The 20,127-nt window shown below is 45.9% G+C and carries 19 protein-coding genes, 1 tRNA gene and 1 pseudogene; 12 read left to right on the forward strand and 9 right to left on the reverse strand.

Annotated elements, in window-relative coordinates; all coding sequences use genetic code 11:
* Positions 1-39: 39 nt before the first annotated feature.
* On the forward strand, positions 40-1,020 hold the full coding sequence (locus ACJHYD_RS07330; protein ID WP_000991415.1) for a sialate O-acetylesterase: 981 nt from the start codon (positions 40-42) through the stop codon (positions 1,018-1,020).
* Between the two features lie 7 nt (positions 1,021-1,027).
* On the opposite strand, the gene ACJHYD_RS07335 is transcribed toward ACJHYD_RS07330, so the two are convergent.
* The gene (locus ACJHYD_RS07335; protein ID WP_001037966.1) at positions 1,028-1,678 is read right to left on the reverse strand and encodes an HNH endonuclease; all 651 of its coding nucleotides are present in this window, start codon (positions 1,676-1,678) and stop codon (positions 1,028-1,030) included.
* A 136-nt stretch (positions 1,679-1,814) separates the two neighbouring features.
* Between ACJHYD_RS07335 and ACJHYD_RS07340 the strand changes: the two are divergent.
* Positions 1,815-1,964 (forward strand): annotated as a pseudogene (locus tag ACJHYD_RS07340) (restriction endonuclease); the annotation flags it as partial.
* Positions 1,965-2,823: 859 nt separating this feature from the next.
* Here ACJHYD_RS07340 and ACJHYD_RS07345 read toward each other — a convergent pair.
* The 5 genes from ACJHYD_RS07345 to ACJHYD_RS07365 are packed head-to-tail and all read right to left on the reverse strand — an operon-like array spanning position 2,824 to position 6,521.
* Complete coding sequence (locus ACJHYD_RS07345; protein WP_109553739.1) at positions 2,824-5,157, reverse strand: primase-helicase zinc-binding domain-containing protein; 2,334 nt, start codon at positions 5,155-5,157, stop codon at positions 2,824-2,826.
* Between the two features lie 14 nt (positions 5,158-5,171).
* Positions 5,172-5,495, reverse strand: a complete 324-nt coding sequence (locus ACJHYD_RS07350) for a DUF5375 family protein (RefSeq protein WP_000842358.1) — start codon at positions 5,493-5,495, stop codon at positions 5,172-5,174.
* The gene (locus ACJHYD_RS07355; protein WP_001014979.1) at positions 5,492-5,716 is read right to left on the reverse strand and encodes a hypothetical protein; all 225 of its coding nucleotides are present in this window, start codon (positions 5,714-5,716) and stop codon (positions 5,492-5,494) included. Before ACJHYD_RS07355 ends, ACJHYD_RS07350 begins: the two co-directional genes overlap by 4 nt.
* Positions 5,716-6,264: a host cell division inhibitor Icd-like protein gene (locus tag ACJHYD_RS07360; RefSeq protein ID WP_000761643.1), complete on the reverse strand. Its 549-nt coding sequence runs from the start codon at positions 6,262-6,264 to the stop codon at positions 5,716-5,718. The genes ACJHYD_RS07355 and ACJHYD_RS07360 overlap by 1 nt, the downstream gene beginning before the upstream one ends.
* The gene (locus ACJHYD_RS07365; protein WP_001084853.1) at positions 6,261-6,521 is read right to left on the reverse strand and encodes a helix-turn-helix transcriptional regulator; all 261 of its coding nucleotides are present in this window, start codon (positions 6,519-6,521) and stop codon (positions 6,261-6,263) included. Before ACJHYD_RS07365 ends, ACJHYD_RS07360 begins: the two co-directional genes overlap by 4 nt.
* A gap of 904 nt (positions 6,522-7,425) precedes the next feature.
* Here ACJHYD_RS07365 and ACJHYD_RS07370 point away from each other — a divergent pair.
* The 5 genes from ACJHYD_RS07370 (at position 7,426) to ACJHYD_RS07390 (ending at position 12,074) form a co-directional block, all read left to right on the forward strand.
* Positions 7,426-8,178: a hypothetical protein gene (locus tag ACJHYD_RS07370; protein WP_000214377.1), complete on the forward strand. Its 753-nt coding sequence runs from the start codon at positions 7,426-7,428 to the stop codon at positions 8,176-8,178.
* On the forward strand, positions 8,175-8,729 hold the full coding sequence (locus ACJHYD_RS07375; protein ID WP_000991130.1) for a phage polarity suppression protein: 555 nt from the start codon (positions 8,175-8,177) through the stop codon (positions 8,727-8,729). Before ACJHYD_RS07370 ends, ACJHYD_RS07375 begins: the two co-directional genes overlap by 4 nt.
* Position 8,730: 1 nt before the next feature.
* A complete protein-coding gene (locus tag ACJHYD_RS07380; RefSeq protein ID WP_001185332.1) occupies positions 8,731-9,003 on the forward strand; it encodes an ogr/Delta-like zinc finger family protein in 273 nt (90 codons plus the stop codon).
* 507 nt (positions 9,004-9,510) lie between these two features.
* The gene (locus tag ACJHYD_RS07385) at positions 9,511-11,097 is read left to right on the forward strand and encodes a hypothetical protein (protein WP_088759220.1); all 1,587 of its coding nucleotides are present in this window, start codon (positions 9,511-9,513) and stop codon (positions 11,095-11,097) included.
* A gap of 137 nt (positions 11,098-11,234) precedes the next feature.
* Entirely contained in the window at positions 11,235-12,074 is an 840-nt protein-coding gene (locus tag ACJHYD_RS07390) for an MltR family transcriptional regulator (RefSeq protein WP_088759221.1), read from the forward strand.
* A 243-nt stretch (positions 12,075-12,317) separates the two neighbouring features.
* On the opposite strand, the gene ACJHYD_RS07395 is transcribed toward ACJHYD_RS07390, so the two are convergent.
* Both ACJHYD_RS07395 and ACJHYD_RS07400 read right to left on the reverse strand, forming a co-directional pair.
* On the reverse strand, positions 12,318-13,580 hold the full coding sequence (locus ACJHYD_RS07395; protein ID WP_000772685.1) for a tyrosine-type recombinase/integrase: 1,263 nt from the start codon (positions 13,578-13,580) through the stop codon (positions 12,318-12,320).
* A gap of 163 nt (positions 13,581-13,743) precedes the next feature.
* Positions 13,744-13,828 (reverse strand) — tRNA-Leu (locus ACJHYD_RS07400).
* A gap of 195 nt (positions 13,829-14,023) precedes the next feature.
* Here ACJHYD_RS07400 and ahr point away from each other — a divergent pair.
* On the forward strand, positions 14,024-15,043 hold the full coding sequence (gene ahr / locus ACJHYD_RS07405) for an NADPH-dependent aldehyde reductase Ahr (RefSeq protein ID WP_001318460.1): 1,020 nt from the start codon (positions 14,024-14,026) through the stop codon (positions 15,041-15,043).
* A 3-nt stretch (positions 15,044-15,046) separates the two neighbouring features.
* Here the strand turns inward: ahr and idnK are convergent, their stop codons facing one another.
* Positions 15,047-15,610: a gluconokinase gene (idnK, locus tag ACJHYD_RS07410; protein WP_000896738.1), complete on the reverse strand. Its 564-nt coding sequence runs from the start codon at positions 15,608-15,610 to the stop codon at positions 15,047-15,049.
* A 216-nt stretch (positions 15,611-15,826) separates the two neighbouring features.
* On the opposite strand from idnK, the gene idnD reads away from it, so the two are divergent.
* The 4 genes from idnD to idnR all read left to right on the forward strand — a co-directional run bounded on the left by idnD (position 15,827) and on the right by idnR (position 20,093).
* Complete coding sequence (gene idnD / locus ACJHYD_RS07415; RefSeq protein ID WP_023356371.1) at positions 15,827-16,858, forward strand: L-idonate 5-dehydrogenase; 1,032 nt, start codon at positions 15,827-15,829, stop codon at positions 16,856-16,858.
* Between the two features lie 23 nt (positions 16,859-16,881).
* On the forward strand, positions 16,882-17,646 hold the full coding sequence (gene idnO, locus ACJHYD_RS07420; RefSeq protein ID WP_000998695.1) for a gluconate 5-dehydrogenase: 765 nt from the start codon (positions 16,882-16,884) through the stop codon (positions 17,644-17,646).
* Positions 17,647-17,708: 62 nt separating this feature from the next.
* A complete protein-coding gene (idnT, locus tag ACJHYD_RS07425) occupies positions 17,709-19,028 on the forward strand; it encodes a gnt-II system L-idonate transporter (protein WP_001128347.1) in 1,320 nt (439 codons plus the stop codon).
* Positions 19,029-19,094: 66 nt separating this feature from the next.
* Entirely contained in the window at positions 19,095-20,093 is a 999-nt protein-coding gene (gene idnR / locus ACJHYD_RS07430) for a DNA-binding transcriptional regulator IdnR (protein ID WP_109553740.1), read from the forward strand.
* The last annotated feature ends 34 nt before the right edge of the window (positions 20,094-20,127 follow it).

Genomic DNA, 20,127 nt, shown 5'->3' on the forward strand with positions numbered 1-20,127 from the left:
CCTGCTATCAATTTGTCATTTCAATTACGCGAAATTTATATGAACGCAATAATATCGCCCGATTATTACTATATTCTTACCATTGCTGGTCAGTCTAATGCCATGGCGTATGGCGAAGGACTGCCATTACCGGACAGGGAAGATGCGCCTCATCCCAGAATCAAACAATTAGCGAGATTTGCGCATACGCATCCCGGAGGCCCGCCATGTCACTTTAACGACATGATTCCACTGACTCACTGCCCACACGATGTTCAGGATATGCAGGGTTATCACCATCCTCTGGCAACGAATCATCAAACACAGTACGGCACCGTTGGCCAGGCACTGCATATAGCACGGAAATTACTGCCCTTTATTCCTGATAATGCAGGGGTTCTCATCGTTCCGTGTTGCCGTGGCGGATCGGCTTTTACCGCGGGCAGCGAAGGGACATATTCAGAACGGCACGGAGCCAGCCATGATGCTTGTCGTTGGGGAACGGATACTCCGCTATACCAGGATTTAGTCAGCAGAACGCGAGCCGCACTGGCAAAAAATCCGCATAACAAATTCCTCGGCGTATGCTGGATGCAAGGCGAATTTGACTTAATGACCAGTGACTACGCGTCACACCCTCAACACTTTAATCATATGGTTGAAGCCTTTCGTAGGGATCTAAAACAATACCATTCTCAGCTTAATAATATTACTGACGCACCGTGGTTTTGCGGCGATACCACCTGGTACTGGAAAGAAAATTTCCCTCATGCGTATGAAGTTATTTATGGCAATTATCAAAATAATGTTTTAGCCAATATTATTTTCGTCGACTTCCAGCAACAAGGTGAAAGAGGACTGACGAACGCGCCTGATGAAGACCCGGACGATTTAAGCACGGGATATTACGGTTCAGCGTACCGGTCACCGGAGAACTGGACGACGGCACTGCGAAGCAGTCATTTCAGCACGGCAGCCCGTCGGGGGATTATTTCTGACAAGTTTGTAGAAGCAATTTTGCAGTTTTGGCGCGAAAGGTGAGCGTTCATTAATTTGATTTATTCGCATCCATCAGCGCTTTTAACTGCTCCGGCGTAAACGGTGGTTTGCGTCGGTGCAACATCGCATGGCAATTAGGGTACACAGGCAGCAAATCATTAACTGGATCCAGCTGGTAATCCTCTTTAATGGCTGACAGCGGCACCAGGTGATGCACATGGATAAAGCCTTCAGCGATATCACCATAGATCTTCACCAGATCAACACCGCATACGTTGCACTGGCATCCATGATGTTCGACCGCTTTATCTCGGGCCTTTTTATCGCGTTCATAGCGGTTTACTGTCACCTTTATCGCCGCACCTTCAAGGTATGTCTCCTGCGACGGCAACTCATCCGGGAACAGAACGTCGGCTATGGGAGCCGCAGCGGCTTTATCCAGATGAATATGAAATCCCTGCTCTATGAGTAGCTTGACACATTTAGATTTTATTCCGCCGGTGAAATCCGCAGGGGTAAATTGCGTCCCCGTCATCAATGTCGCTGCGATGCCAGCAATCGCCTTCGAGGGGTAACGTCGGCCATGATATTCAATCTCATACAACCGCGCAGGCTGGAACTGATGAGTTTCTCCCGCATCCCATAAATGGATAGCTTCGATGATATACCGCCGCGGAAGATGATCAGGGAGTTTATTCATGGAGAATGTCCTTATACGTTCTCAGAACAGGCAGCAAAAAAACAAATGAGATCAAGGTAATATATCTTCACTTGCAGGCTTGAACAGCAGAAAATTTGCGAGCATGATCGCAATTATTTCACTGCCAGGGATATCAATAGCTTCCAGTAAATCGCTACAGCAGGCAATTGCCAATATAAAAATCTGGCACAAGGGTGAACAGCGCGCGCCGCATAAGCCATTGTTATTGCTATACGTATTAGCGGGATACCTGAATGGACATCCGCGCCTTTTCGATTATTGTAGTGGAACAGTCTACGAGGATGCAGTTCGAAGTGAGTAAGTAAAGGTTGCTGGAAACGATCAATGCCGCCATACAATGATTTTTTAGGATCAACAATGAGTAATAAAAACTACGAAAGTCACCGCAAAGCGATTGTTAGTAAAGGTATACCACCCGCTCTATTAAATAGGCTCACCAATTCGGATGTTCAGGTGATCAATACCTTCTTAACACGAGTGAGCAAACTGGAACTATCTCAACAAGAGAAAGACTGGATCATAAAAATCATCTCTATGGTTTAGACAATTTCAGCCTTGTAGCCTTTCAAGGGTTTTGTGTGGGTACAAACATTATCGAATCGGGGTATAGCCGCAGCTGTAGCTGTATCCACATCAGTAAGTTGATGTAGGTTGACTTAGGTTGAGCGAAAAATAGCGAAAAGCCTTGTGTGGCGCGGATTTCAGTCATAAAAAAACGTCCGTTGATGTCTATTGATGTTCCGATGGTGCGAAGGTGCGAAGGCCGGACTCGCACACACATTTAACCTATTGTAAAAATTGAAATTTAATTATAATTAATTCAATTATGCCCCTTTTTGTGCCCCCACCATTCTCTGTTCACATTTTGATTTTTGTTGATTATTTATCCAAAAATCATCAGAGAAATAGTCAATCTAGTTAGGTTCCGTTAAACGGATCCAAACCGGGACTTGACTCTACAAAAAATACTTTTTTTTCGCAAAACCATGCACACTATTCACCCTGTCATTTTTAACTTATATATCAATTGTTTATGTGTTAACAGCGAGGTGAAGAGTGAACAGCTATCTCTACATTTGTGCGTTTCCAATAAGAAGCCCGGCATCAGCCGGGTTAGTTAATCGTTATTTTAATATTGGCTCATCACACTTGGGCAGCCAGTCTGCATTACTCTCCTCTTTCAAAGTGAGGTTAGTTTGCATTCCCTGATTAGTTCGCCGTTTCTCATAATGTAGCCCGTACTCCTTCAGCATGACTGGCAACCCTTTGCCAAACATCGTAAGACTCAGGGTGTTTTTATAGCCATTAGCCTCCATGTATACGAGGTAGGCATGGTAAAGGTATGTACGTGGCTGGCGTGGGACAATATTGGCGTTCCCCATAAACATACCGTTGGTGTCAGGTAATGCCTCAAGGTAGCCACAAAAATCAAATGCTGGATCAGCATCACGCTTGATGGTGAGAGCCTCATCAGAATTCTGCTGCGACTGAAGCAATGTTCTGGCGCTCATCGGATCGCTGAAACGCTGCATGAGCTGACGAACAATCACAGCCAGTTCTCGTGCAATTTTATCTTTCAACTGCGGATCGCGTTCTTCCGGTGCTATCTGCTCAGGAAAATGCAGAATAACTCTCCTGCGGGACACACCACCACTGCGATCAGTGAAGCGCATAGGATTATTATTTACGGCCAAGATAACCGCCGGAATATGTGTTGAATAAGCATTCTGATATTTGGGGTCCACAGATACTGCATCGCCACCAGTTATAGCCTTAAGCCCGGCGCCGTCGCCGCTCCACTTCTCCTGATCAGGCAGGCGAATAAGAGAAAAACCTATCAGAGCCGCACGTTCTCGCGGGGACTCCAGCGTTTCAATGGTCGCAGAGGTGGCGTTATCCTCTCCAGCAAGCATGGTCGCAATTTCAGCCAGAATACTTTTGCCACTTCCACCAGGGCCAGTCACTTCCAGAAAGAGCTGCCAGTCATAGCGGTTCGCCAGCACCATAAATAACGCTGCAAGAATAATGTCGCGTTTTGCTGGCTTGTGTCCGGCGGCCCGGTCCAGCCAACGCCAGAATGCCGGGGCATGAGTTTCAAGCGTTTCCCCCTTTACCGGTGGCGTGAAATCGACTTCACACAGGGTACGCAGCCAGTTCTCTTTACAGTGCGGACTAAAAAGCCCTGTTCGCGTATCGAGAACGCCATTACGAAAACCAATCAGATGACGTGACGGATTTTGCTGCTGCGGAACAATTAACTTTAATGTTTCCACCAGTGAGGCAATTTTTCCTGAGGAAAACGGTGCCCCGAGGCGCTGGAAAAGGGCTGCGACATCTCGGGCAAAATCTGACTGAGAAATAACTTTCCACACTCCAGACTCGTAGCGGGATAAAAGCTGCCCGTTCGGATCAACCGCCAGTGCATCCCTGTAATGCTCCCGAACCCTCTGAGCTTTTTCGCTGACACTCATCGCTGTGAATTCTGCTTCACTCATTGTGTCGAAAGGACTGGCGTTATGTGGCTTCAAAGCCTCAAGAATTGCCTTCCGGGTGGATTCCTCTCCGTATTGGGTAAGCGCATCATTCCAGTCACCAAAAACCGGTGGCAGCACAATGTCACACTGACTCGCTTTTGCAGCAGTTTCAGCCCTGTTCTGGCCTGAACCATTCAGATCGCGGTCCGCTGCAATAATTAACTGATATCCTGGATACTTATTATGGGCAACGCTGCTCAGAGAAAGAAAGTTGACCGACGAAAATGCCACCATGACGGCTTCTCCTGTCAAATAATGAATGGTAAGCGCCGTGGCGTAACCTTCCGCAATCCAAATCCTTCTTACAGAACTCCCGCCCCCTTCTATCAGATGATAGGCCTCCTTAACCTGACCTCCTTTAAGAAAACACTTGCTACCATTGCCACTGATGAGCTGAATATTCACCAGCTCCCCGTCAGCGTTATAGAGTGGGACGATCAAATCACCGGGGCGGAACATCACACCACCGGCCTTATGAGCTGAAGTCAGCTCATGGCAAATATGCTCCGGGAAACCTTTATGTGTAAGATAAGTGTTTCCGGCAGATTCACGCGAGGCTTGCAGCAGTCGCGCGGCAAGTGCTGCCGCTGCATCTTTCCCGCTATCGGTATCGGCGGTTAACGTCCTGACCTCGGAATTAACTACAGACAGATCATGTGTCAGTCCATGTATCCTGTCAGCTGCTTCACTGATATCCACATTCAGTGCCCTGGTGACAAGCGCTAAACCATCCCCGGCTCCGCACTGATTGCAGAACCATGTTCCGCGTCCTTCCTGATCGTCGAAGCGAAAACGATCTTTACCGCCACAGACCGGGCAAGGCTGATGGCGATTTTTCAATATATTCACGCCCAGCGCTGGCAGAATCTGAGCCCAGTGACCGCGGGCAGCCTTCACGGCCTGACTGACTTTCATTCCTGACATGACGCAGTTCTCCCTCAGTGTAAAACCGGCTTTTTGATGTGACGGACGCATAACTCATCCATTACGGCTATTCCGAGCTGGGAGAGTGCGGGACAGGACATTAGAGGGCCGTATTCCATCAGGTCTGAAAGCAGGGCGCAGGCGATTTCCATGCCTTTTGTTTGCCCGTGCTGTCGCAGATAAAATCCTTCAAGCTCACGGGCAATAGCGGTTTCAATTTCATCCAGAGTGAGCTGCAGATGGCGGTTTTGCTGATAGCAGGCACTCAACCAGGCGCAGGCTACCGCGCGGCGATACAACGCTACCCGAAGTGAAAGGGAAAGAGTGCGTGATTTCATTGCACCACCTCCATGTTCATGAGGTCATCCTGGCAACGCTGTACCACGCCATCAAGCTGCTCTGTCATCAGATAAATCAGGGAAACCAGTTGTTCACATTGAGCACTGGCAGGTTTTTCGTAGCAATCCTGAAGAACAGCCATTCCAGTGACAAACTCTCCCACGTTACGAAGATGCTTCAGGCGGAGAATATCGTCATAAGAGATTGCGGCGTGATTCATTAGATCACCTCCCGGACAGGCAGGCGAGCAGCAAGACAAAGCACATACTCATGGACCAGTGAAAGACGTGCATGATGCTCATTGCTGGCGATGATACGCAGCATACTGATACGTGGTTTACGTTCTGCACGACGAACGGCGGCAAAAACAAATATAAATTGAGGATGTGACGGGGCGAGGATCGTAGCCATAAGGGCAACCTCCAATAAGTAGCGGTAAATGCCACCACCGGAGTTCCTACGCTCATGGGTGGTGACCCGAACGGGGGTAGGAATACCGGCCTTATTGGAAACCGGCCAGCCCGAAGGCTGCCCCGCCCGGACCACCATTATCTGAAAGGGGCTAAGGTATAAGCACCGCAGCCCGAAAAATGGGTGTGCCTGAGCAACGACGTAAAAAAAGACGCACGGCGCGTCTGGTGTCGCCAATAAGTAACTCGGGTTCCTACGCCCGGCAGCCGATTTTGCGGCAGCGGGAAAACTATACCTGGAAAAGATATCAGGACGCAAGCCAGAAAAAAGAAGATGAGACTGCAAAGCAAGTTTCACGCATGGCCTCCTTGCTCGCGGGCAGCAATTCGCGCCGCCATCCATGCACTGACCTCCGACTGTACCCAGGCCACATTTTTTCCACCCAGGGATATCTGCTGCGGGAAGGCATCGCGGCTGATAAGGTCGTAGATGGTTGAACGGGATAGCCCGCAAAGGTGCATCACTTCAGGTAATCGTATGAAGCGCTCCTGCTGAGCCGGAACCGGGAGCACCGGAGCAGCTGGTGCCGGGGTGGAAACGGAAATACTATTCATCTGGCTACCTCTCTAATATGTTTACAACAGTCCGGGCAATTCCATGCGGATTCAGGTAGCTCCTTATTATGTTTATATAAGCGGCTCGCGCATGCTTTATTTATTTTGTGTGAAATGTTGATTTCTCAAAAAATAAAACAGCTAAAAACCGTATGAAACGAACAAAAACAAACAATTCCTTTATGGAATATAATAAGGAGCATCAATAATAAAAAAGTCTATTACACTAGGCAGGATCACAGCTCAAATCTGAACCAGCCCATATCATTCAGGGCGTTACATCATAAGCACTAAGACAACACCTGATTAATAAAAGAGCCAAAACGGCCAAAAATAAACAGCTCACCATATGTATCAATAAATCTGATGATTAAAGAAATTAAATTACCATCTTACTTCCGCATGTATCCGGATGTGTTTAATGAACATCAGACAAATTCATTTTTATGAATATTTTCCTGAAATGCAACTGAGTGCAGGGAGGTTGAATGTTTAATTATTAAACAGACATAAGACATCTTTTATTCTTTACATAGAATATGTATTGAATACTGGTGAATATTGGTGAGGAGAAAAGATCCAGTAATAAACTGAAATAAATATCGCGACTTATATGAAAAAGAAATATATGTTTAATTTTATCTCTGTGAACAGTCATGAACAGTAGATGATCACTTTAATTAAAACACTACACCACTTAACCACATGTATTTACTATATTTTTATTGAAGTGAACAGTAGTGAATAGTATGTATTAAAGGAAGCGTGTAGATCAGACATGACACCTTTCTCTGGCTAGCCAGAACAAGGTCATTGTTCAGTCACTGACACAATCCTCCTCGGTAGTGCGCTTGTATGGACCCCGGCACAATTGACACAACAACAAAACACTACCGGAGCAGTCATGACTACTGTTAACCAGATCCCTGATGCAAACATTACACCCTCCCTCCCACCGAAAATTCGCGAAGCGGTGGATAAAGTTAAGGCAGCAAAAGCTGTCTGGCAGGAAGAACGGCGAAAACAAACTGAAGCTGCTGCAATGATTGAAACTATCCGTAAACGTCAGGAAGATACAAAAACGGAAACGCAGGCGCTTAATGATGAATGGCGAAACCTGTTTCGTGAGAATCAGGGAAATATGACGCCACGCATGAAAAAACTGCGGGCAGAAATCGCCCTCGGACGCGAAACACTGGATGAGTTCGAAGATTTGCTGGCAGCTCAGGCGGCAGAAAATGAATTCCTGCCCTGGAAAACTGCGGATGCTGCAAACCACTACATCAGCGAACATAATCGCCTGATTGAAACTCATGCAGTGTGGCTCTGGAATGAGTTTATGAAGGAACACGGTCAGAAACTTATTCAGATCCTTGGACTGCTGAAAATGACTCTGGGCCGAAGCGCTTCTGCTGTTATCGGTGTAGTTCATACCGTAAACGACCCCGAAAGTGTGCTGAAGCAATTTATCAGCGAGCAACTCACCACTCCGGCACTGTCCTGTAACGTATCTTCAACCGATGATATTACCCTGCCGGGGATCAGCATTTATGCGGACGATAAAGCCATCCAGGATGCCAGACAATCCCCCAGCCCTGCAGCGCGTTCACGGATGCTTAAACAGCGTGACATGGTTAAAGGGGGCGAGAAGAAATGAATGCCGGAACCATTACTCAGGAAGCACTCAACGATTACCGCTCGGCGATAAAAAGCTGGCTGACACTACGTAATACGCAAAGTACCTACCAGCTTCGTCTGGCGGCTCTGCTGGATACTGAAGAAAAACCGGCAGCATATGCCAGCCAGCTTGAGGATCTTCGTGAGCGTCTTGCAGTCCTCGAATGGCAGATTAACTGTGCTGCACGGGATGGTCTTTATGCTCATCAGATTGTGCTGGAGAGTTGTGTTACAAGCGCAACGGAAAACTTCATGAGCGAGCATGGTGATGCACTCACTGACGCTCTGGCTCCTTTTCTTTGCGCTCCATACGGGCTTGAGGCGGCAATGAAAATATTACGAACCGCTGTAGCCCGACAAACGGAAATGCGTACTCCGGTAATTTCAGCAGCATATAAGAGCATTATCGACGAAACCGGATTAACGGTGGATGCATCAATGCGCGCTGATGCTTCAGCCAGTTTCACCCCGGCACAACATAAAGTTTTCCTGGCCCGCCTTAACCGACTTAATGAAAAAGGAGTGTGCTGATATGGCCCTGAAGTGTCCTGAATGTGGCGCGGTCGCTCACGCCAGAACCAGCGCCTATGAAGCTCCGTCGGTTAAACGCTCATGGTATCAGTGCCAGAATCTGGAATGTTCCTGCACATTTACCGCACTGGAAAGCGTGGATACGATAATTATGAAGCCTCGGTGCAATGAACAGGAATCAGACAAAGCAAAAATACCGGAAAAACAACAGCAAACTCTCAATCGCTATGGCTCCGCGTCAAAGCTGTCAAACCGTCAGCAAATTCCTGTCTGATTAGCAAAATACGACCACGAAGTCCCGGTCCAGTACCGGGATTTTTTACGCCTTTTTCCTGGCTGGCCTGAGAGCGTATGAGTGCATATCTATGGCGCATGAAAACGCATGAGTCTCATGCGCCATTTTTGACGCGAAAGCCCTTGTGTGGTGGCTTCTGAGACGATTTACGGGGTGCATGAAAACCAGTCTGTTAAGCGAAGCGGGCAGGCGGGCGGGGCATTGCGCGCAGGAATGTGTATACCGTTTTAGTAATGATCGCTGACATCTCACTTTTAATAATCATGATGGTAATGTGATTATTGTGAATACGAGCTCAAGGTTTGAGCTCCGGAAAAAATACGTTGGGACGTTAAAAATCAACTCGGGAGTATCCACAGTTGATCCTCATTGGCCCCCTGTAAGCAAGCGCATCAAGCTAATATTTTTCAGCCCGACACTTCATAGTTTTTCCTGCATTGGGGTAAGCTAAACCTAGTATCGTACATATGAAAGAGGGATGAGTTTATGAGTCGAAGAAAAGTTGGTAATATGGGACGTGGTGATTTTGACAGACTTTGCAATGCATCTGGCTTGATTTACAACAGCTCCTCTGAGGATGATTCCGGAGGGTGGGATGCCATTGTCGAATTTCCTCTGTTAGGTGGTATAGCCTTACTGAATAGTTTGAATGAACAGCCTATACAATGTTTAGTGCAGATAAAGTCTTCTGACGGAGAAAAGAAAGGTGTACAGGTCAAACTTTCTAACATGAAACGTTTCTGTGACACACCTCTACCCTGTTTTTTCTTTTTTGCGCGTTATAATAAGAATGCTAATATCGAATCAGCTTACCTTGTCCACATTAATAGTGATATCATGTTTCAGGTTCTGAAGCGGATTCGTCAAAATGATATAGGAAAAAAATCACCACTTCACAAACTTTCTTTCACGGTAAATTACTCTGATGAGGATGAGATAGACCTGACTAATGAATATGCACTCAAAAATGCTATTGAAAAACATATTCCTCATGGAATGAAAAAATATAGTGAAGATAAATTGAGAGATTTAGGTAATGTAGGATATAACGAAAGCCGCTATGCATTCAATTTCAAAGTTGATAATAATGAGGATTATAAGTCTCTTATTAGTGCCACGCTTGGATATCCGACCAGAATAAATGTAAAAGATGTTCGCGGTTGGGATACTCGATTTGATATTAATTTTCAGATGGAAGAACTGACAGCTGAACAAGCAATAATCGAAATAAGATCTGTTGAAGCATTCTCAACAGGCTCTATAATATTCGAAGATGAAAAAGAAGATGTCTCTTTTAAGTGTGAATTTTTCGTTTCTCCTATTGCACTTAATGCTCCAAGGGATCTGGCAAGCTTTAGAATTTGCTCGGACTTTTTCGATTTACTGGTTGGTATTAAAAATAACAAATTGAAAATAGATTTTGAATCATATGATAAGCCTTTTCATTTAGCTGACATTAGAGAATTACTGTTATTAATGAAGATCTTAAATGCCCCAAGCGGAGATCTGAAGTTAACAATAAAAAACAATGAGGGTAACGAGACATCCTTTTTAGCCTCGGATAATTCATTTTCTGCGAATCCAATTACTAACGAAATAATAAAGGCAGAACAGATAGCCTTGGCTTTGATACAAGTTGCTTCATACTTTAGAGTAGATAAAAATTGTAAAGTAAGTATAAATGAATTAATTCGCAAACAAAAAGATATTGAAAGGATGCATACCTTAATTAGTAAGGTTCCGGGCGGCTATCCAGCTCTTCGCTTAGAGATTCCAGAACACGATGATAACATTGACTCTTCAAAGGAATTAAGAATATTTATCGCCATCCCTTTAATTTTCTCATCTTTTTCAATTTGCCTCACTTGCGTTGCCAGGGGCTCCTTTACATATCAAAATAACGCTATGACATTTAATGATTATGAAATCAATATTGAAAAACTAATTCGCGCAAATAATCTTAACGAACTTAAAAAGCAATGCCAAGCAGTTTCTGATAAAGTAAATAAAAAATTCGAGAAGGATAGTATGGATTTTTACTATTACAACTCATTCTCGCAGGAAACCCCTTAATTAATAAGGAGGAAATTTAAGATGGGAACAATATAATTATTTAATAAATTATTGATTTTTAAATGGTTTTACAAAAAAATAAAAATATGATAACAACCAACTTATAGTTTATTCAAAATATTTATAAGGCAGAAGAAATGGATAAAGATAATTTATTTAATGATCTAAACAAACTGAACGGTTATTTGGACAGCCTAGATGAAAGAGGCCTAATATTGTCTCTAGCGGCTTTCTCTGAAGACGCCTTAGGTAAAATGCTTTTGACGTTCATGCTCGATAACAAAGCGTCTAAAGAATTAATCGAAGGGTTTAATGCCCCCCTTGGAACATTTTCTTCACGAATAAAAGCCTGTTTTTCCTTGGGACTAATAACAGAGGGTCAATACAAAGATCTTGAACTTCTTAGAAAAATAAGAAATAAATTCTCTCACAGCTGGGAAAACATTTCAATTGAGGATCAGGATATTTCTCAGCAAATTAAAGCGTTAAGCTTCAGTCGTATTGATTTTGAATGCCCAAAGGATAACTATCAAAAAATAAAAAAATCCATATCGTGTTTACTAATTGAAATTAAGATAACCACATCTCAAATCAAAAAGAAACACCTCAAAGCAAGGTTAGTTGGTTCAAATGTTAACATAGGATTCTCCGGTAAGTATGAGGAACAAGTTAATGATATTAAGAAGAACATAGAATCCATAAAAAATGATTTAACTTCACATGATAAAAATATAAAATCATTTGCAGTACATACTGCTAATTTACTCATTGAACGTTTATCATATGTGCAATTTAACCATGATGACCTAGATGTTTTTTCTGACCAATTAGTAGATATCCTAGAAATAAAATACCAATTGCTTAATTTATTAGGAATTAATGGAGTTACAGATTTAAGTCAAAAGGAAAAGGAAAAGTTGAAAAAAAGTTTTATAGAAGGAATTACGATCCAGACTAGTAATGTATCTAAAAAATGATAAAACCACACCGACTAAAACTGTAATGAACAGAGTTAGTCGGCTGGTTTCTATAACAAAAGCCATACCGTTTGAACACTTTTTGTTTTTTCACTATCATCTCAGAATGGCCATTGCACCTCGCTCTAAAATAATGCCCCTTGGTTGAGGTTTTCCCGCATTTTAAAAGAGCATTTCAATTTATTATTATATAATTCTCTCACACAATTACCAAATTAGTTAATGTATAATATTTCAGTTACATTATTTCCCCATGAATTTAGCAAATTCATAAGGTGTAACAGAGTTATTTCGATTGGCCTCAAGAAAATCAGCCCACCATTGAACCATTAATCTACGTTCGTCTAAATGCTCAGAGGTATGAATATATGCTGCACGCACATTGTTACGCTCTGTATGACTCAACTGCCGTTCTATCGCGTCATCGCTCCATAAGCCTGATTCACCAAGCGCGCCACGCGCCATCGTCCTAAATCCATGCCCACAGACCTCAGTTTTCGTGTCATACCCCATCGCACGCAAGGCGCTATTTACTGTGTTCTCACTCATAACTTTGGCCGCGTCGTGATCCCCTGGAAAAAGTAACTCTTTATCGCCACTAATCTGCTTGAGTTGCTCTAACAAAACCATCGCCTGTCGACTAAGAGGAACGATATGCTCCTCTTTCATCTTCATGCCACGATACGAGTAACGCACGCCTTTAATTTCTTCTCGCTTTGCAGGTATACGCCAAAGAGATTTATCGAAGTCGAACTCATCCCATCGCGCGAAACGTAACTCACTGGAACGTACAAAAGTTAGTAAGGAAAGCTCGACCGCGATCCTTGTCATTACACGACCACGATATGCAGCAAGACGTGCAAGAAACTCAGAGAAGCGGCTAGAGGGTAAAGCTGGATAGTGTCGTGCTTTGGTTGTAGATAACGCACCGGCCATGTCACTGGCTGGATTAGAGTCGATGTAATCGTTCTGTACGGCATAACGCATAATGGCCGTGACGCGCTGTTGCAGGCGCTGAGCGACATCGTGTTTGCCACTGGCATCAACTTTTTTAATCGGGGCTAACAGGTGGCTGGTTTTAAGCTGCCGAATGTCGGACGAACCGATATGAGGAAAAATATAAAGCTCAAGATAGCGCAGAATGCGTGATCGATGGTCTTCACTCCAGCGCTTATTACTGGCATGCCATTCACGAGCAATTGTCTCGAAAGTGTATGCGCCCGAATTCTCAGCCTGAGCTTCTTTCTGCTCGGCTTTTGGGTCAATGCCCTGCACTAAGAGCTTTTTAGCCTCGTCACGCTTTGCTCTTGCCTGAGCAAGTGTCACCATGGGCCAAACACCAAAAGCGAGGCGATCCTCTTTTTTGTCAGAGGGGCGTCTGTATTTCATGCGCCAGTATTTAGAACCCTTAGCCGAAACCTCGAGATACAAACCGCCGCCATCGGCCATTTTGTAGGTTTTCTCTTTTGGCTTTGCTGTCTCGACCTGTCTGGCGTTGAGCTTCATTTGGGGGCACATTTCTAATCGAAGTTAAGATGCCCCCAATTATGCCCCCAATAGCATCCGGATTTCAACGGACTAGCTCGGACAGCTCAGGACAGAAAAACCGCTACAGGCATTGATTTTAAAGGGTTTGCTGGATTTTCTCGGATGGTCTTGGAAGTACTAATGGTGCCGAAGGCCGGACTCGAACCGGCACGTATTTCTACGGTTGATTTTGAATCAACTGCGTCTACCGATTTCGCCACTTCGGCACTGAAGAGGTATGCGGAAAACGTTGTGGATTATACCTGTCGCACGCCACCATGCAAGCGCCAGCTTGCTCGCACCTCGCTAAGTGCTGAAATTTTCAGCATTGCATACAGCGATGTGTAACCTTTGTCACACTCCAGGCACCCCGCCCTGCCATGCTCTACACTTCCCAAACAACACCAGAGAAGGACCAAAAAATGTCGATGATAAAAAGCTATGCCGCAAAAGAAGCGGGCGGAGAACTGGAAGTTTATGAGTACGATCCCGGTGAGCTGAGGCCACAAGATGTTGAAGTGCAGGTGGATTACTGCGGGATCTGCCATTCCGATCTGTCGATGATCGATAACGAATGGGGATTTTCACAATATCCGCTGGTTGCCGGGCATGAGGTGATTGGGCGCGTGGTGGCACTCGGGAGCGCCGCGCAGGATAAAGGTTTGCAGGTCGGTCAGCGTGTCGGGATTGGCTGGACGGCGCGTAGCTGTGGTCACTGCGACGCCTGTATTAGCGGTAATCAGATCAACTGCGAGCAAGGTGCGGTGCCGACGATTATGAATCGCGGTGGCTTTGCCGAGAAGTTGCGTGCGGACTGGCAATGGGTGATTCCACTGCCAGAAAATATTGATATCGAGTCCGCCGGGCCGCTGTTGTGCGGCGGTATCACGGTCTTTAAACCACTGTTGATGCACCATATCACTGCTACCAGCCGCGTTGGGGTAATTGGTATTGGCGGGCTGGGGCATATCGCTATAAAACTTCTGCACGCAATGGGATGCGAGGTGACAGCCTTTAGTTCTAATCCGGCGAAAGAGCAGGAAGTGCTGGCGATGGGTGCCGATAAAGTGGTGAATAGCCGCGATCCGCAGGCACTGAAAGCACTGGCGGGGCAGTTTGATCTCATTATCAACACCGTCAACGTCAGCCTCGACTGGCAGCCCTATTTTGAGGCGCTGACCTATGGCGGTAATTTCCATACGGTCGGTGCGGTTCTCACGCCGCTGTCTGTTCCGGCCTTTACGTTAATTGCGGGCGATCGCAGCGTCTCTGGTTCTGCTACCGGCACGCCTTATGAGCTGCGTAAGCTGATGCGTTTTGCCGCCCGCAGCAAGGTTGCGCCGACCACCGAACTGTTCCCGATGTCGAAAATTAACGACGCCATCCAGCATGTGCGCGACGGTAAGGCGCGTTACCGCGTGGTGTTGAAAGCCGATTATTGAAAATCATTCGCAGCGCTGATCTGAGGCGCTGCCCTCTTTCGCACATATTCTGTTTTGTCGTATCGCCAGCACAGCCTGCCGACATTGTTCGGTGACATTGGCAATATCATGGTTGATATCAATGCGCACAATATCCTGTTCATCTGCTTGTGGACGCTCCAGTGCCTCAAACTGACTTTTTAGTAACGCTACCGGCATAAAATGCCCAGCCCGACGCTGCATTCGCGCGAGAATAGTTTCATAGTCGCCATCTAACCAGAGGAAATGAACATGGGGGCTACCCTTGCGTAAAATATCACGATACTGTTTTTTTAATGATGAACAGACAATAAATCCTGTTTCATTCTTTTTATAAAGACTGTATGAAGCATCATTTAAGCGTTCCAGCCAGGGAAGTCGATCTTCATCAGATAATGGAATACCCTGCGACATTTTATCTATATTTTTGGCTGGATGAAGATCGTCACCATCAATAAATTTAGCAGATAATAACGCGGCAACCTTGCTACCAATTAATGTTTTACCACTCCCTGAAACGCCCATCAAAATAAAGCTTTCACCCGCCATTTAAAATCTCCTGAATCATCTTACCTGCTGCGATACTACGCCTGGCGGCATAATAATTTCACGTTTTTTTATTTCTACTGATAAGAATTACAAGGCACATCACGTTATGCGTAACATAGTAATGTAACAATTTTCTGACGTGATCTTCATCACAAATAATGACAGTTAAAACCGCTTAAATGCTTCCGAGGTGTCTACCTGACCAGTGAGGAATTTATGCAAGTGAAAACACAGTCCTGCGTTGTTGCGGGCAAGAAAACTGTTGCCGTTACCGAGCAGACGATAGATTGGAATAATAATGGAACATTAGTACAAATAACCCGAGGTGGAATTTGCGGTTCCGATTTACATTATTATCAGGAAGGAAAAGTAGGTAATTTCATGATAAAGGCACCGATGGTGTTAGGTCATGAAGTTATCGGTAAAGTTATTCATAGCGACTCATCAGAATTACATGAAGGGCAAACGGTAGCCATTAATCCGTCTAAACCGTGCGGTCACTGCAAATACTGCATTGAACATAACGAGAATCAGTGTACAGATATGCGTTTTTTTGGCAGTGCCATGTATTTCCCTCATGTTGATGGTGGTTTTACCCGTTATAAAATGGTCGAAACGTCGCAATGTGTCCCTTATCCGGCCAAAGCTGACGAAAAGGTTATGGCTTTTGCCGAACCTTTAGCCGTCGCGATTCATGCCGCACATCAGGCCGGCGAGTTACAGGGCAAGCGAGTATTTATTTCCGGTGTTGGACCCATTGGCTGCCTGATTGTCAGTGCAGTGAAAACACTGGGGGCCGCGGAAATTGTCTGTGCTGATGTGAGTCCCCGTTCCCTTTCGCTGGGCAAAGAGATGGGGGCGGATGTGCTCGTAAACCCACAAAACGACGACATGTATCACTGGAAAGCGGAAAAAGGCTATTTCGATGTCAGCTTTGAAGTGTCCGGTCATCCTTCATCAGTGAATACCTGTCTGGAGGTCACTCGTGCACGCGGCGTAATGGTGCAGGTAGGTATGGGAGGCGCGATGGCAGAATTCCCAATGATGACGTTGATTGGTAAGGAGATTTCACTCAGAGGCTCTTTCCGTTTTACCAGCGAATTTAATACCGCAGTGTCATGGCTGGCGAATGGCGTTATCAATCCACTGCCTTTACTGAGTGCTGAATATCCCTTCACTGACCTGGAAGAGGCGCTACGTTTCGCCGGTGATAAAACCCAGGCAGCAAAAGTCCAGCTTGTTTTCTAAGAGATAAATAAAGGAATAATACAATGAACGATCTATTTTCACTGGCAGGAAAAAATATCTTGATTACCGGTTCAGCACAGGGCATTGGCTTTTTACTGGCAACCGGCCTGGGTAAATATGGCGCACAAATAATTATTAATGATATTACTGCCGAACGCGCAGAACTTGCTGTAGAAAAACTCCACCAGGAGGGTATTCAGGCCGTTGCCGCACCTTTTAATGTTACTCATAAACATGAAATTGATGCCGCCGTTGAACATATCGAAAAGGACATCGGCCCCATTGATGTGCTGGTGAATAACGCCGGTATCCAGCGCCGTCATCCTTTTACTGAGTTCCCTGAACAAGAGTGGAATGATGTGATCGCAGTAAACCAGACCGCCGTGTTCCTGGTATCGCAAGCGGTAACTCGTCACATGGTTGAACGCAAGGCAGGTAAAGTTATTAATATTTGCTCGATGCAAAGCGAACTGGGACGTGACACCATCACCCCTTATGCCGCATCGAAAGGGGCGGTAAAAATGCTCACCCGCGGCATGTGCGTCGAGCTGGCGCGCCACAATATTCAGGTCAACGGTATTGCGCCGGGCTATTTCAAAACAGAAATGACTAAAGCACTGGTTGAGGACGAAGCCTTCACCGCCTGGTTGTGCAAACGGACCCCCGCCGCACGCTGGGGAGATCCGCAGGAACTGATTGGTGCTGCGGTGTTCCTTTCTTCAAAAGCCTCTGATTTCGTAAACGGCCACCTGTTGTTTGTTGATGGCGGCATGTTAGTGGCTGTTTAACAGCCCCCCCTACGTGCAGCGCGAAAGCGCTGCTTTTCTGGCACTAATAAGAGATAAAGACTATGCCATTAATCATTATTGCGGCAGGCGTCGCGCTGCTTCTTATCCTGATGATCGTCTTTAAAGTTAACGGCTTTATTGCCCTCGTTCTGGTAGCTGCCGTCGTCGGATTTGCCGAAGGGATGGATGCACAGGCCGTCCTGCACTCTATACAAAATGGTATCGGCAGCACGCTCGGCGGGCTGGCAATGATCCTCGGTTTCGGGGCCATGTTAGGCAAGCTGATTTCTGATACGGGTGCGGCACAACGTATCGCCACTACGCTGATTGCTACTTTTGGTAAAAAACGCGTGCAATGGGCGCTAGTGATCACCGGTCTGGTTGTGGGCCTCGCCATGTTTTTTGAAGTGGGTTTTGTCCTGCTGTTGCCGTTGGTATTTACCATCGTAGCATCATCAGGATTACCCCTGTTGTATGTTGGCGTACCAATGGTAGCAGCGCTCTCTGTAACCCACTGTTTTCTGCCGCCACATCCAGGGCCTACTGCCATCGCGACTATCTTTGAGGCTAATCTCGGAACGACTTTACTGTATGGATTTATCATTACCATTCCGACAGTTATTGTCGCAGGACCGCTGTTTTCTAAACTGCTAACTCGCTTTGAGAAAGCACCACCGGAAGGCTTATTTAATCCTCATCTGTTTAGCGAAGAGGAGATGCCCTCCTTCTGGAACAGTATTTTCGCTGCCGTGATCCCGGTCATCCTGATGGCTATCGCCGCCGTTTGTGAAATTACGTTACCGAAAACTAACACCGTGCGCCTCTTCTTTGAATTTGTCGGTAACCCTGCCGTTGCGCTGTTTATTGCCATTGTTATTGCGATTTTCACACTGGGCCGACGTAATGGACGCACCATCGAGCAAATCATGGATATCATTGGGGATTCTATAGGCGCTATCGCGATGATTGTGTTTATTATCGCTGGCGGCGGCGCGTTTAAGCAGGTATTAGTAGATAGCGGTGTCGGGCACTATATTTCACACTTAATGACCGGAACTACACTTTCGCCGTTATTGATGTGCTGGACTGTTGCGGCGCTGTTGCGTATCGCTCTGGGCTCTGCCACCGTCGCGGCCATTACCACCGCGGGTGTGGTGTTGCCGATTATCAACGTTACCCATGCCGATCCCGCTTTAATGGTACTGGCAACCGGTGCGGGCAGCGTGATCGCGTCACACGTAAACGACCCTGGCTTCTGGCTATTTAAAGGGTATTTTAATCTGACGGTTGGTGAAACGTTGCGTACCTGGACGGTGATGGAAACCCTTATTTCTATTATGGGTTTGCTGGGCGTGTTAGCCATTAACGCCGTATTGCACTGAAAGAATAAAATATTGTGATGTAGTTTCGGGGGAAGATTGAAGATTCCCCCGACGTTGGGAGAAGTTATGCGCAATCACAGAATTTCTTTACAGGATATCGCTACGCTGGCTGGCGTAACAAAAATGACCGTGAGTCGTTATATCCGCTCGCCGAAAAAGGTGGCAAAGGAAACAGGCGAGCGCATCGCCAAAATTATGGAAGAGATCAATTATATCCCTAATCGCGCTCCCGGCATGTTGTTGAATGCACAAAGTTATACCCTCGGTATCTTGATTCCGTCATTTCAAAATCAACTCTTCGCTGACATTCTCGCGGGAATAGAATCCGTCACCTCTGAGCATAATTATCAGACCCTTATTGCTAATTACAATTACGATCGCGATTCCGAAGAAGAGTCGGTGATTAACCTGCTCTCTTATAACATTGACGGGATTATACTTTCGGAAAAATATCACACCATCAGGACGGTGAAATTTCTGCGTTCAGCCACCATTCCGGTCGTGGAATTGATGGATGTACAGGGAGAACGGCTGGATATGGAGGTCGGTTTTGATAATCGGCAGGCCGCTTTTGACATGGTGTGTACCATGCTGGAGAAGCGAGTCAGGCACAAAATTCTGTATCTCGGTTCCAAAGATGACACCCGCGATGAACAGCGTTATCAGGGGTATTGCGATGCGATGATGCTGCATAATCTTTCCCCATTACGCATGAATCCACGCGCCATCTCATCCATTCATTTAGGAATGCAGTTAATGCGTGATGCCCTTAGCGCAAACCCGGATTTAGACGGTGTATTTTGCACCAATGACGATATTGCGATGGGTGCGCTTCTGCTGTGCCGCGAGCGAAACCTCGCCGTGCCAGAACAAATTTCCATTGCGGGTTTTCATGGGCTGGAGATTGGCAGGCAAATGATCCCAAGCCTCGCCAGCGTAATTACTCCCCGTTTTGATATTGGTCGGATGGCCACCCAAATGTTGCTGAGCAAAATTAAAAATAACGATCACAACCACAACACTGTTGACCTCGGGTATCAGATTTATCACGGCAACACGCTTTAGGTTATTTTCTCTTCATTACACGTATTCTCTTTGC

The sequence above is a fragment of the Escherichia sp. WS1368 genome, assembly GCF_046487485.1.
Classification (GTDB): domain Bacteria; phylum Pseudomonadota; class Gammaproteobacteria; order Enterobacterales; family Enterobacteriaceae; genus Escherichia; species Escherichia coli.

Excerpts from the sequence above, each read along its gene's own strand:
- idnR (WP_109553740.1), top strand. The coding sequence starts at position 19,095 with ATGCGCAATCACAGAATTTCTTTACAGGATATCGCTACGCTGGCTGGC.
- ACJHYD_RS07395 (WP_000772685.1), bottom strand. The coding sequence starts at position 13,580 with ATGAAGCTCAACGCCAGACAGGTCGAGACAGCAAAGCCAAAAGAGAAA.
- idnK (WP_000896738.1), bottom strand. The coding sequence starts at position 15,610 with ATGGCGGGTGAAAGCTTTATTTTGATGGGCGTTTCAGGGAGTGGTAAA.
- idnT (WP_001128347.1), top strand. The coding sequence starts at position 17,709 with ATGCCATTAATCATTATTGCGGCAGGCGTCGCGCTGCTTCTTATCCTG.
- ahr (WP_001318460.1), top strand. The coding sequence starts at position 14,024 with ATGTCGATGATAAAAAGCTATGCCGCAAAAGAAGCGGGCGGAGAACTG.
- ACJHYD_RS07365 (WP_001084853.1), bottom strand. The coding sequence starts at position 6,521 with ATGAATAGTATTTCCGTTTCCACCCCGGCACCAGCTGCTCCGGTGCTC.
- ACJHYD_RS07375 (WP_000991130.1), top strand. The coding sequence starts at position 8,175 with ATGAATGCCGGAACCATTACTCAGGAAGCACTCAACGATTACCGCTCG.
- ACJHYD_RS07380 (WP_001185332.1), top strand. The coding sequence starts at position 8,731 with ATGGCCCTGAAGTGTCCTGAATGTGGCGCGGTCGCTCACGCCAGAACC.
- ACJHYD_RS07345 (WP_109553739.1), bottom strand. The coding sequence starts at position 5,157 with ATGTCAGGAATGAAAGTCAGTCAGGCCGTGAAGGCTGCCCGCGGTCAC.
- ACJHYD_RS07335 (WP_001037966.1), bottom strand. The coding sequence starts at position 1,678 with ATGAATAAACTCCCTGATCATCTTCCGCGGCGGTATATCATCGAAGCT.
- ACJHYD_RS07370 (WP_000214377.1), top strand. The coding sequence starts at position 7,426 with ATGACTACTGTTAACCAGATCCCTGATGCAAACATTACACCCTCCCTC.
- idnO (WP_000998695.1), top strand. The coding sequence starts at position 16,882 with ATGAACGATCTATTTTCACTGGCAGGAAAAAATATCTTGATTACCGGT.
- ACJHYD_RS07355 (WP_001014979.1), bottom strand. The coding sequence starts at position 5,716 with ATGAATCACGCCGCAATCTCTTATGACGATATTCTCCGCCTGAAGCAT.
- ACJHYD_RS07350 (WP_000842358.1), bottom strand. The coding sequence starts at position 5,495 with ATGAAATCACGCACTCTTTCCCTTTCACTTCGGGTAGCGTTGTATCGC.
- ACJHYD_RS07330 (WP_000991415.1), top strand. The coding sequence starts at position 40 with ATGAACGCAATAATATCGCCCGATTATTACTATATTCTTACCATTGCT.
- ACJHYD_RS07385 (WP_088759220.1), top strand. The coding sequence starts at position 9,511 with ATGAGTCGAAGAAAAGTTGGTAATATGGGACGTGGTGATTTTGACAGA.
- ACJHYD_RS07390 (WP_088759221.1), top strand. The coding sequence starts at position 11,235 with ATGGATAAAGATAATTTATTTAATGATCTAAACAAACTGAACGGTTAT.
- idnD (WP_023356371.1), top strand. The coding sequence starts at position 15,827 with ATGCAAGTGAAAACACAGTCCTGCGTTGTTGCGGGCAAGAAAACTGTT.